This window comes from Nitrospirae bacterium YQR-1 (genome assembly GCA_039908095.1).
GTDB lineage: Bacteria > Nitrospirota > Thermodesulfovibrionia > Thermodesulfovibrionales > Magnetobacteriaceae > Magnetomonas.
In genome coordinates this window covers 1-13112 of sequence record JAMOBJ010000019.1, presented here as the reverse complement: position 1 = coordinate 13112, position 13112 = coordinate 1, and the positions used below count along the sequence as shown (strand labels likewise).

Below are 13112 nucleotides of genomic sequence, written 5' to 3'. Positions count from 1 at the left end.
AACCATTTTTCTACAAGTGCCCGACCACTCATACAACAGACATTATTTGACAGTAAACTAAAGTTGTGTTATACTTTTTGTCGGTTTGAGTAAAAAATACTGTATAGTACACCGGCAGCTACACGTTATTTAATTCAGGAGAATGGATGATTATCTCAAAACTTGAATATCATGAAAAGGTATTTGGTAACAAATGGGAATTAAAAAAAACTAATTTGGGTATGCATAATTTAATTATTGGTCTGAATGCAACAGGTAAGACCAGGTTTTTGAAAGTTATTTTGGATCTGAAATCACTTATTTTAAAATCAAAGATTTATAGTATTTTTATGAAAGAAGCGCAGCGGTCATGGAATCTTGAATTTTTAGATTTTGACAGCGGGACGAATCTGCCAATTAAATACGCGTATAAATTAGAACTATCAGAAAAACAAGTAGATTCTGAGGAATTAAGCGAAAATGAAAATGTATTAATAGAAAGAAAAGAAGGCAGTAGTAAAATATTTTCTAAAAACCACAAAATGATAGAATTCTCACCTCCTGAGAAAGAGTTAACAGTAAATGTGCGTCGTGATAAAATTGAATTTCCATTTCTGGAGAAATTGTGGTCATGGGCTAACGATTTTTTAGAATTCAATTTTACACAATTTACCCCATATTTTTTCATGTACCAAAATACTCCTGAGAGATATAATCAAGACTTAGTAGTATCATTTTTAAAAAATATTTTGATTGCCGGCAAAAAGGATGTACTGCTATCAGATTTTACAAACATTGGTTATCCCATCAAAAGTATTAAAGTTAATGAAATTCCAAATGGAGAGTCTTATATAGACGTTGAGGAGAACAGTTTAGAAGTCTCTACAACTCAACACAGCATGTCACAAGGTATGTTTCGAGCGCTTTCGATAATTATTATAGTTGAATACCTTTTGAGTAACAATATACCTTTTACTCTCGTAATAGACGATATTGGGGAGGGGCTGGATTTTGAAAGGTCTTCGAATCTTACAAAACTTGTTATGGAAAAAATAAAGAATACGAGAATACAACTAATTGCAGCATCTAATGACAGATTTTTAATAAATGCCGTGGAGCTTGGTTCATTGAACGTACTGGAGAGAACCGGGCATACAGTTGTATCTTTTAGTCGACATAATAGTAGTGAAGCATTTGATGAATTTACATATACCGGTTTAAATAACTTTGACCTTCTTACTGGAAAAATGTACAAAGAATGAGGTGATAATTGAAGAAAGTATTTTTTTTTGTTGAGGGGCAAACTGAATCTATTTTTATTGATAAACTTTTAAATGAATATATCGGTAATCATAATTTAGAGTTAAAAATACATAAATATGTTGGTCAATATCAAATAAAAAAAGTTCTTGTTAGAGAAAATCCAACAGCAATCTATGAAGTTAGAATTTATGATGTGAGCAGTAGTGGTAGTACTGTTATTTCAAAAATTAAAGAAACTGCAGAGTCAATACTTAAAAATAAAGGATACGACTTCATCATTGGCCTTCATGATCTATATCGTACAAAAATAAATGGAAAGAACATAGAAAGATCAGAAAAGAAAAAGGTTATGGATGCTTTTATGAAATTATTTCAAAACAAGGATTTTTATGACAGAATAAAATATGTTCTTGCTATAATGGAAATAGAAGCATGGTTTTTGATGGATGCTAAAATGTTTTGTAAAATTGATAGTTCGTTAACCCATAATTTTATCAAGGAAAAATTAGGTTACGATTTAATCAACGATGATCTTGAATCATACAAGCATCCTTCAAAAATTATTGATGAAATCTTTCATCTCTGCGGTAAGAGTTATAAAAAGCACAAGGATGAATCCTATAGAATTAGTCATAATTTAGACTACGCTGATTTATGTTGCAGCAACGAGCTTATAAATAAAGTGGAAAGCTGGAAGTACTTTTTAAATTGCATCAATTTAGTTTTTGAATTAGGATGTGATACCAGGTTGCAGTCAAAAGTATAACGAGGCGGCAAGGAGAAAGCGACACCTCGTTATACTTTTGTGTCAGAATTGGAATAAGTATGAATTCTATTCCTCTTCGTCTTTTTTCTTTCTTTCGTTGATTATTTTTTGAGCCAGGTGTTGAGGGAGTTCCTCGTAGTGTGAAAACTCCATAGTGTAGAGGCCCCGGCCTGAGGTTATACTGTGTAGTTGGTTGGCATAGGTCAGCATTTCCGACATAGGCACAAGTGCAGTAACCTTTTGGTTGCCGCCCGGGCTTGAATCCATCCCCTGGACTTTACCACGTTTGGAGTTTAAGTCACCGATTACCGCCCCAAGGTTTTCCTCAGGGCAACTGGCCTCCATTTTCATAACAGGCTCAAGAATTACCGGATGAGCATCTGCAACAGCCTTTTTTATGGCAAATGACCCTGCTATTTTAAAGGCCATTTCCGAGGAATCCACAGCATGATAGCTGCCGTCAAAGATAGTTACACGGACATCCACCATCGGGTAGCCCGCTATGATGCCGCCCTTTAGCTTTTCTACGATACCTTTTTCAACTGCCGGGATGTACTGCCTTGGAACAGCGCCGCCGACTACTTTATCCACATACTCAAATCCTGTACCGCGCGCAAGAGGCTCTATCTCAATCCAGCAGTCTCCGTACTGTCCTCTGCCACCGGACTGCTTTTTATACTTGCCCTGTGCTTTGGCATGTGCCGTTATCGTCTCACGATAGGCTATCTTGGGGGTTTTCATCTCAACCTCAACTCCAAACTTCCTCTTGAGTTTGTGAAGTGTTACCTCGATGTGAACCTGTCCCATGCCGGAGATTATCATTTCATTTGTCTCATCCTCACGGTGAAACCTAAGTGTAGGGTCCTCATCCAAAATCCTGTGAAGCCCTGAGCTGACCTTTTCCTCATCGCCCTTAGTTTTTGGCTCTATAGCGTAAGAGATAATGGGTTCGGCAAATTTTACTTCAGGCAGTTTTATGTGAGTGGTTTCGTTGCAAAGGGTATCACCGGTTCCGGTCTCTTTGAGCTTTGCAACAACCCCTATCTCGCCGGGGCCTAGAGACTGTGCCGGTGTCTGTTTTTTCCCAAGCATGTACGACACCTGCCCGATTCTCTCCTTTGTACCCTTTGTCGAGTTGAAAATAGTAGTATCAGGCCTTATTGTACCGGAGTAAACTCTGAAAATCGTAAGCTTTCCGGCATATGGATCGGCTACAGTTTTTAAAACGTATGCGGCTGGATGCTCTGAACTCTCCGGTTTAAGAACAATATCGGAGTTATCTTTTAGGTTTTTAGCAGCCAGCGGCTTATATTTTACTCTGTCGGCAGGAGATGGAACGCAAAATAAAATGGTTTCAAGAAGAGCTTTTATTGCAAAGTTTTTTTCCGCCGAACCGCAGGTTACCGGTAGAAAACACCTTCTGTTAACGCCGTCCTTTACACCGTTAAGTACCTCTTCCTCTGAAAGCTCTCCTGTTTCAAGATATTTCTCAAGCAGTGCATCATCGGCCTCAGCTACCACTTCAACGAGTTTTTTTCTGTACTCCTGTACTTTTGCGTTCATATCGTCAGGAATTGCCGTCTCCTCGTAATTTCCACCCTTTAACGCATAAGCTTTCATCTTAAGTAAGTCAACATAACCCTTAAATGCAGTGCCCTCTCCTATGGGTAAAGTCACAGGCAGCGGGTCAATTGAAAAAGAATCCTGAGCCTGTTGTAATGTTGAGTAAAAATTTGCATTTTCTTTATCTATTTCATTAACAAAGACTATTGCCGGTGTTTCAAATTCCAAAATATAGCTCCAAACTTTCTGTGTTTCGGCCTTTATGCCGCTTTCAGCCCCCGCCACTATGATAGCACAGTCGGCTACCCTCAGGCATCCCCTTGCATCCTCAATAAAATTTATAAATCCCGGGGTGTCCATTATATTTATCTTGTGCCCGGAGTAATCAAACGTAGCCACGGCTGACGTTATAGATGCCTTACGCTCTATCTCCTCAGGATCAAAATCGCTTACCGTATTACCATCCGCCACGGTCCCCATCCTACCTATGACTCCGGCAGTTAAAAGAAGCGCCTCAACAAGGGTAGTTTTACCTGAGCCGCTGTGTCCAACCAATGCCACGTTACGTATTTTCCCAACTTCGGTGTTTCCCATTGTATCCCCCTTTATTGCTTGATATTAAAATTTACATTTATTTGTCGCCGTTAAAGTATTTGTGTTACCACAGGTTTATTTTCAGTGGTTCTCTCCATTTTTTTTGAAATCAGGCCGGCTAACATAAAAAATATGACAAAAGCACCAAGCCCGCCGATTGCGGAAATCAGCTCCGGCGATACTCCGGTAAAAAAACGGGCAAAATAATACTTACCCGATACAGCCCCCGCAATGAGAGCAAGCGCAGGAAGACCATATACAAGGACTGTTCCCTTAATATAGGTAAACTGCCGCATTACAACCACCACACGCTGTCCCTCTGCGGCCTGTGCCACATTAAGTGCCTCCAGCTCCACAACATTTTCGCCGGCGTTGCAATCACCGCTTTGCGGACAATGCTGACATGCGCTGGTTTTCTGTACTTCCACAACAGCCATATGTCCTCTTACCGCCTTTACAACCGCCGTCTCTTCCATAAATAAGATTTTAACATAATGTTTTCTATATAAAAAATACTTGTTTTTATTTTGATATTAAAATTATTACCAAGTTGCAGTCAAAAGAGTAACGAGACGTCAAGGAGTTTTTGACCAAGCCAACAAAGTTAGACGATTGAATGCAGCTTGGTATTAGAACGGTTCTATGAAATTTACTGAATTAACGTTCACATCTTTGCACGTAACATCATAAATGAGTTATATTATATACCGTACCTTAAGTGATGGAAACCAAACAGGGATATATAACAATAAGAGGTGCCAGAGAGCATAACCTCAAAAACCTGAATCTGGACTTGCCAAGAAACACTTTTATGGTGATAACAGGGCCATCGGGCTCAGGAAAGTCAAGCCTTGCCATAGATACGATTTTTGCAGAAGGACAGAGACGCTACGTAGAAAGCCTTTCCATTTACGCCAGGCAGTTTCTGAGCGAGATGCAAAAACCCGATATTGATTTCATCGAAGGGCTCTGCCCATCTATCGCTATAGAGCAAAAGACCATTACAAGGAGTCCGCGCTCTACCGTAGGCACGTTAACGGAGATTTACGACTATCTCCGGGTGCTCTATACCCGCATAGGCAAGCCTTACTGCCCGGGCTGCTCACAACCTATAATATCTCAGGATTCCGAATTAATTTTAAATAAAATCACATCTCTTCCTACCGGCACAAAGCTTCAAGTTCTTTCCCCAATTGCTAAACAAAGAAAGGGTATGTACGAAAAGGAACTCACCTCTATGCGGCGTGAGGGTTTTGTAAGGGCACGCATAGACGGCGAAATGGTTGACCTTACTGAGGATATTAAACTTAACAAATATAAACGACACACCATAGAGATTGTTGTTGACAGGCTCATGGTTAAAAGCGGTATAGAGAGAAAACTTAAAGAGGCCGTTAACACGGCATTAAGATTCAGCAGTGTTGCCGTTATTAACTTATTGGATGAAAACAAGGATATGGTGTTCTCTAAGAGTCGTGTATGCCAGGATTGCGGGATAAGTATCCCTGAGTTAAACCATATGTTTTTTTCATTTAACAGCCAGCTTGGGGCATGCCCCGCTTGTAAGGGTATCGGCTATGAAAACATGGCCGAACACGATACACTAAATGATTTTCTGACTCCGTGTGCAGGCTGCAGCGGAATGCGTTTAAATGAGGTAGCGCTGAGTATTAAAATCGGGCAGCTTAATATCGGACAGCTAAGCGCACTTGCCATGAGTGACATCAGTGCGTTTTTACAGAACTTACCACTTACAGAACGTGAGACATTCATCGCAGACAGAATATTAAAGGAAATACTCGGCAGGCTTGAGTTTATTGAACGGGTTGGACTTTCGTACCTGGCCTTAAACCGTCTGGTGTGGACTCTTTCAGGCGGAGAGGCTCAGAGAATAAGACTTGCCACTCAACTGGGTGCTAAACTCTCCGGCGTGCTATATATTTTGGATGAGCCCAGTATCGGATTGCATCCGCGTGACTGTGCCAAACTCATAGAAAGCCTTCAAAGTATTCGTGACGGCGGTAACACGGTCATCGTGGTAGAGCATGATGAGGAGACGATTTTAGCTTCAGATATTGTTGTGGATATGGGCCCGGGTGCAGGCAGAGTCGGTGGATACGTCGTATCGCAGGGCAGCCCGGCAGAGATAATGAATAATGAAAACTCCTTAACCGGCGCCTACCTCTCCAAAAAACTCTCTATCTCAGTTGCGCAGCATAGAAGACCTGCAACCGGTTTTATAAAAATCACAGGAGCACGACAGAACAACCTTAAAAGTGTAGATGTTGACATCCCCCTTGGCGTGTTTTTATGTGTAACCGGTGTATCGGGCTCCGGAAAGAGCTCCCTGATTCTTGATACCATCTATCCTGCGCTTGTCAATGCCAACTATGAGGCTAAATTAAAAGAAGGTAAGTATGACGCCATAAGTGGTGTTAATGAGGTTAACAGGGTAATATACGTGGATCAGTCTCCAATTGGGAAAACTCCACGCTCAAACCCATCCACATACATGGGGATGTTTACGCATATAAGGGAACTATTTGCAGCACTACTGGATTCCCGCACAAAAGGCTATAAGCACTCACGGTTTAGTTTTAACTTAAAAGGTGGACGGTGTGAGGCTTGCAAGGGGGCCGGTATTAAAAAATATGAGATGCACTTTCTGCCTGACGCATACGTGCTCTGTGATATGTGTGGCGGTAAGAGGTTTAACCGTGAAACCCTCCACATAAAGTATAAAGGTAAAAGTATAACCGATGTGCTCAGACTGACTGTCAGCGAGGCACGGGAGTTCTTCCTGCCCATCGTTGCCATAAGTGAGAAGCTTACCCTGCTTGAAGAGGTGGGGCTGGGTTACATAGAGCTTGGGCAGTCGGCAAATACACTTTCCGGAGGCGAGGCACAAAGACTCCGGCTTTGCCGTGAACTCTCAAAAAAAGCAACCGGCAGAACTATTTATATTCTGGATGAACCAACCACCGGTCTCCATTTCGTTGATGTGGACAGGCTGCTGAAAATTCTTCACAGGCTTGCCGGAATGGGCAACACTGTTGTTGTTATTGAGCATAACCTCGATGTCATATGGGCGGCTGATTATGTTATAGACCTGGGCCCCGAGGGTGGAAATATGGGCGGGCAAATAATTGCAAAAGGCACACCGGAGGAGATTTCACTAAATAATAATTCATACACCGGTCTGTTTCTGCGTAAAATGCAGAAACAGAGCTGATAATACCAATGTTTTCATACCCTTAGACGTTTTACCACTCGGAACTTACGTTCAAATCTTCCGGAGCATGCTCCACGCAGGAAAAAATCACTCTTCAGGGGGCGGGACGCTCGCAAAACAAGCCACCGATATAAGCACCCTAATTGTTTTATATGTTTTTGCCCAAGAACTCCTTCAATTCATCTACTGAACCGGCTTTTCTGATAAGATTTTTAAACTCTTCTAATGTATCTATAGTACTTATAGCTCTAACCATATTCATTAGCTCAAGTCCAACGATGCTAAATTTGAGTTCGAGTCCTAATTCAATAGCCTCAAGTAACCCTTCCTGTTTCCCCTCAAGTAACCCTTCCTGGAAAATATCACTCTCTCTTACATCAATCGTTATTGGCATCTTACTCACCTCCAGTTTAACCTTATTATATAATTTTCTTAAATCAGACAGAATCAGTAATTTTTTAATATAATCCTCTCTGTCCTTTAACGGTAACGCAGATAATTTCTCCAATATTTTAGCTATCGTAACATCCATATTGCCGGATTTGCACAATATCGCCAATACTATATCTGCAGAACCTAAAACAAAAACCTACTGTGCTGCGGTGATAAATACTCGTTTTTCTCTCCTCTATGTCGGATTTCGGGTATGAAACTGATATTGACAAGTGTATCAAAAAAATTATATATTCGTAGCATATCCCTGCTGTGTGTGAATAAAACGCTGGTATCTGAACAGCAGGAGTGCGAATTGTTTTGTGGAAAAGAGGTACTTTCCGTTATGGAGGGAACAATGACGCGTTTGGTTTTAAAGCTGCCGGTATTTGTTTTTTTGTGGTTATTTCTAAATGGGCATATTGCCTATGGAGATGTTTTTAACAGCGGGATGGATGCGTTTGATAAAGGCCACTTTATAACCGCCATAGATAATTTTAAAAAAGCTCATAGTGATTACATAGAAAGTGGAAACGCAGAGGCCCAGGCGCGGAGTTTGCTGTATCTGTCAAAATCATTCTTATATGCCGGTAAGTTTAATGATGCGCTTATCGCCTTAGATAAGACCGCCGCTGTGTTAAAGGAAGTCAGAGATAATAATTTAACATCTGAAATTGAAAATACTTACGGTGTGGTTTATATGTCTGTTGGTAAATACGGAAAGGCGAGGGAATCTTTAGACAACGCTCTATTGACAGCCGAAAAACCTGATATTAAAGCAGAGATATTAGCTAACCTTGGTAATCTTGCCGCACTTTTAAATTCCAAAGATGAGGCATTAACTTTTTACCAAAAGAGTCTGAGTACTTTTTCAAATGAGCCGGTAAAAGACAGAGGCCTTTACGCACAGGTTATCACAAATAAGGCCTTTTTATACATATCTCTCAAAGATGAGACAAAAGCACAGGAGATGTTGAAAGAGGCGTTTTCAGAATATCAAAACATTCCTGATAACCACAAAAAAGTCGAGGGACTGATAAGAGCCGGTAAGGGGTATAATTTGATAGGGAAGGATGCCAAATATGTGGAGGCCTCCTTTAAAGCTTTTGATATGGCACATGAATCGGCTGAAGCAATTGACGATTTGCAGACAATACCATATATTTTGTTACATAAAGCTACACTTTACGAGCAAGTCCATGACTATAAAAGCGCCCTTGTTTTATTAAGAAAAGCGCTTTTAGTTTCTAACCATTCAAATGTAGGTGAAGCTAAATACACAATAAACCGGCTAATGGGGCGGGTGTTAAAAAAAACCGGCAAAATGGATGAAGCAGTTATAGCATACAGGGAGGCGGTTAAGGCCGTCGAGAGAGTGGGGCTTGATGCTTTTGTCAACTGTGCCCTTTGCGGAAAGGATTTCCTGAGAACTGAGGTAGAACCCATCTTTTATGAACTCTCCGGGCTGTTAATACAGAGGGCAACGGAAAGAGACGAGGGCCGTGGTTCTCAGCAGGACCTGCTTGAGGCACGGGATACTGTGGAGCAGCTCCGGGCTGCCGAACTTAAGGACTATTTTAAGGATACGTGTATTGATTTTCAAAAGGCTAAAGCCGCACGACTGGATAATGTGTCAGATAAAACGGCGGTGCTTTATGTGATATCCTTTCCTGAAAAACTGGAACTTCTTATAGGTTTCCCATCCGGCATCAAGAGTTACACTGTGGCCATATCAGCCGTGGATTACTACAGGGAGGTTTTAGAATTCAGAAGGAAACTCGAAAAACGCACAACAATGGAGTATCAGCCCTATGCTCAAAGACTATATGACCTGCTAATAAAGCCAATTGAGAATGATCTCATTGCCAATCAAGCGGATACGATTGTTTATATACCGGACAGGGCGTTGAGAATGGTTCCACTGGGAGCGCTGCATGATGGTAATAATTTTTTAATAAATAAATATTCGGTAGCTACAACGCCGGGAATTTTTCTAACCAATGCAGATGCTTTTGTGCAAAATGACGGTGATATTTTGATGGCGGCATTGACTGAAGAGCGACAGGGTTTTGCGCCGCTTCCATTTGTCTCGGACGAGGTAGCGGGAATACACTCTGTTTATAAAAAAGGAACTCTTCTGAAAAATCAGGATTTTGTTGTTTCTAACATAAAAAACAAATTTAACGACAAGCTGTACTCTTTATTTCACATAGCTTCTCATGGCAGTTTTACCGGCGATGCGGCAAACACCTTTATAGTTACATGGGATGGGAAACTAACAATAAACGATCTGGATGTTTACATAAAGGACAACCGCTACAGCAGTAGTCCACTGGAAATACTGGCATTAAGTGCGTGTGATACGGCGGCGGGTGATGACAGGGCGGCCCTGGGGTTGGCGGGATTGGCAGTCAAGACAGGTGTAAAGAGCACGGTAGCATCCCTTTGGAGCATAAATGATGAGGCATCGTCACAACTCATAGTTAATTTCTATGAAGAGTTAAAATCAGGCGGCGGGATGAAAGCAAAAGCCCTGCAAAGGGCGCAAATTAATATGCTGAAAAATGAAAAACACAACCATCCCTTTTACTGGTCGCCTTTTATATTGATAGGTAATTGGTTATAAATAAAATAAGGAGGTTTTTTTATATGAAAAAAGTTTTTTTCGCAATTATGTTATGTCTGTTGGTGATTCCGCCGTCTGTCTTATTTGCCGGAGATGATAGCAGAGGTAAAAATCCGTTAATTACGTATAAGCCGCCTATGCTTGGGGCGCCAAGCGTTCGTGTGGCAGCTGGAACACGAAGTGTTGAAGGTGACTCGGCGGTTTTATTAGCCCTTGTGCCTGACCATGTGGGCTTTACCACCAAAACGCAGCCCTCTCTCTGCTGGTATGTATCCAAACCGGTGAAGTCTAAAATAGAAATCAGTTTAAGTGCCGCAAAAGCTATTAAACCCTTATTGGAAAAGGAGATGGCAGAGCCCTCAGCGGGTGGAATTTTCTGTGTAAATTTAAAAGAATACGGCATAAGTCTTGTAAAGGAAACAGAATATAAATGGTTTATATCTGCAATCGGGGACCCGGAGCACAGAGCGAAAGATATAGTCGGAGGTGGAACGATTATTGTGAAGGATTCTTCAGGGGAACTATTTAAAAAGCTGACAACCGCTAAGGGAACACAAACAGCCTCCTTGTATGCACAGGAGGGGTTTTGGTATGACGCACTCTGGAGCATTTCAGAGTTAATAAAAAAGACGCCTGCGGATGCCGGTTTAAGAGAGGTAAGGGCATCTCTTTTAGAACAGGCCGGTCTCAAAGAGGCGGCTGATTTTGACAGGAAATAATTATACGCACTTTGATATTTGATTAATAGAAGAGGAAACATTATGAAAAAGGAAAATACTATTTTTACCGGTTATTCAAACCGGCACCTATTGGTTGTCCTGATTTTCTTTTTCAGTATCTTTCTAAACATCGAAATATCCTATGCCGGCATTACCCTTGACGGTACGATGGGGCAGAGCGGGACGCTCACGGGGCCAAGCTATACCATAACCGACACGATGGGAACTCAGGCCGGCGGTAATTTGTTTCACAGCTTCGGTACTTTTAATGTCTATACCGGTGAGAGCGCCACATTTACAGGGTCATCCTCAATATCAAATATCATAGCCAGGGTAACCGGCGGGACCTCATCATACATAGACGGCACAATCAGTAGCAGCATATCGGGGGCTAACTTGTATTTTCTAAACCCTGCCGGAGTGATGTTTGGTAAAAACGCAACACTGGATATTAAGGGCTCGTTTTATGTAAGCACCGCTGATTATTTAAAACTTTCTGATGGGGGAAAGTATAATGCAACAACGCCCTCAGATACGGTATTAACAACGGCAGCGCCCTCAGCGTTTGGCTTTACAAGCAGCAACCCAACCGGTGTTTCGATAGACGGTGGTTTCCTTGAGGTAGCAGAGGGTAAAGGGATTACAATCGTTGCCGGCAGCATTGATATTAAAAACGGTTATTTGTATGCTCCCGGCGGGCAGATTAATCTTGCAAGCGTGGCATCGGCAGGTGAGGCGTCAATTACATCATCCGGTATAAACACGGATGCGCTTTCAACTCTCGGCAATATAAATATATCTCATACCGATTCAACACGGGAAACCAAAAACGGCTATACGATAGGTAATCTGGATGTAAGCAGCACAGCAGGAGGCTCCGGCAGTATTTATATTCGTGGCGGTAAGTTTACATTAGACGGTGGATATGTTTTTGCCGACACATACGGAGATACCAACGGCGGCGGCATAGATATAAATATAGCGGGAGATATAAATATTATAAATGGCAGCGCTATAACGTCTGATACTTTAGGAAAAGGTAATGCGGGTGATATTTCAATAAAGGCAACGGAGACGATAAATATTTCAGGCTACTTTGATTCCGGCAGCGGTCTTTACAATAGTAAGATTAGCAGTGCTACGTATGGCAGTGGAGATGCAGGCAGTATAACCATAGAAACCGGTAATTTAAATCTTACGAATGTTGGACAGATAACTACAGTTGCACAATCCGGGAGTACCGGTAATGCAGGTGATATTACAATAAAGGCAGCTGATTCGGTAAATATTTCAGGATACTATGATTCGGGCAGCGGTCTTTACAGCAGTAATATTAGCAGTGAGACGTATGGCAGCGGAGATGCCGGCAGCATAACCATTGAAACAGATAGTTTGAGTCTTACGAATGTTGGACAGATAACTACAGTTGCAAAATCTGCGAGTACCGGTAATGCAGGCGATATTACAATAAAGGCTGCTGATTCGATAAATATTTCAGGATACTATTATTCGGGCAGCGGTCTTTACAGCAGTAATATTAGCAGTGAGACGTATGGTAGCGGAGATGCCAGCAGCATAACAATAGAAACCAGTAATTTAAATCTTTCTAATGTAGGAGTAATATATGCCTCTGCACGGGAGGGTAGCACGGGTAATGCAGGAGATATTACTATAAAGGCAACGGAGGCGATAAGCATTTCAGGGTATTATGATTCAGGTGATGGTGTTTATGTCAGCAGCATTAAGAGTGAAACATATGGAAGTGGCAATGCAGGCAACATAACAATAGAAACCGGCAATTTAAATCTTTCTAATGTTGGAACAATCTTATCCTACGCACAGGAGGGAAGTACCGGTAAAGCAGGTGATATTTCAATAAAGGCAACAGAGACAATAAATATTTCAGGATACTACCGGCATTTCCGTCTCCAGTGCTGG

General features: G+C 41.5%; 9 protein-coding genes. 6 read left to right on the top strand and 3 right to left on the bottom strand.

All coding sequences use genetic code 11. The features are described from left to right. Window positions 1-146: 146 nt before the first annotated feature. Together H7844_10010 and H7844_10005 are read left to right on the top strand one after the other, a co-directional pair. Window positions 147-1241, top strand: coding sequence for an ATP-binding protein (locus H7844_10010; protein MEO5357617.1), 1095 nt, complete (start codon window positions 147-149; stop codon window positions 1239-1241). Window positions 1242-1249: 8 nt separating this feature from the next. Further along, window positions 1250-2008, top strand: coding sequence for a DUF4276 family protein (locus H7844_10005; GenBank protein ID MEO5357616.1), 759 nt, complete (start codon window positions 1250-1252; stop codon window positions 2006-2008). 66 nt (window positions 2009-2074) lie between these two features. Here H7844_10005 and fusA read toward each other — a convergent pair whose 3' ends face one another. Both fusA and H7844_09995 read right to left on the bottom strand, forming a co-directional pair. Continuing rightward, complete coding sequence (gene fusA, locus H7844_10000; GenBank protein ID MEO5357615.1) at window positions 2075-4165, bottom strand: elongation factor G; 2091 nt, start codon at window positions 4163-4165, stop codon at window positions 2075-2077. 50 nt (window positions 4166-4215) lie between these two features. After that, window positions 4216-4641 (bottom strand): SoxR reducing system RseC family protein, encoded by a 426-nt coding sequence (locus H7844_09995; GenBank protein ID MEO5357614.1) that lies wholly within the window; start codon window positions 4639-4641, stop codon window positions 4216-4218. 245 nt (window positions 4642-4886) lie between these two features. On the opposite strand from H7844_09995, the gene uvrA reads away from it, so the two are divergent. Next, window positions 4887-7397, top strand: coding sequence for an excinuclease ABC subunit UvrA (uvrA, locus tag H7844_09990; protein MEO5357613.1), 2511 nt, complete (start codon window positions 4887-4889; stop codon window positions 7395-7397). 148 nt (window positions 7398-7545) lie between these two features. Here uvrA and H7844_09985 read toward each other — a convergent pair whose 3' ends face one another. After that, on the bottom strand, window positions 7546-7956 hold the full coding sequence (locus H7844_09985; protein ID MEO5357612.1) for a hypothetical protein: 411 nt from the start codon (window positions 7954-7956) through the stop codon (window positions 7546-7548). Window positions 7957-8043: 87 nt separating this feature from the next. Here H7844_09985 and H7844_09980 point away from each other — a divergent pair, with 87 nt between their 5' ends. The 3 genes from H7844_09980 to H7844_09970 all read left to right on the top strand — a co-directional run. Further along, the gene (locus H7844_09980) at window positions 8044-10455 is read left to right on the top strand and encodes a CHAT domain-containing protein (GenBank protein MEO5357611.1); all 2412 of its coding nucleotides are present in this window, start codon (window positions 8044-8046) and stop codon (window positions 10453-10455) included. A 23-nt stretch (window positions 10456-10478) separates the two neighbouring features. After that, the gene (locus H7844_09975) at window positions 10479-11174 is read left to right on the top strand and encodes a DUF928 domain-containing protein (GenBank protein ID MEO5357610.1); all 696 of its coding nucleotides are present in this window, start codon (window positions 10479-10481) and stop codon (window positions 11172-11174) included. Window positions 11175-11216: 42 nt separating this feature from the next. Beyond that, window positions 11217-13112: filamentous hemagglutinin N-terminal domain-containing protein (locus H7844_09970; GenBank protein MEO5357609.1), on the top strand; the 1896-nt coding region annotated here is incomplete at its 3' end.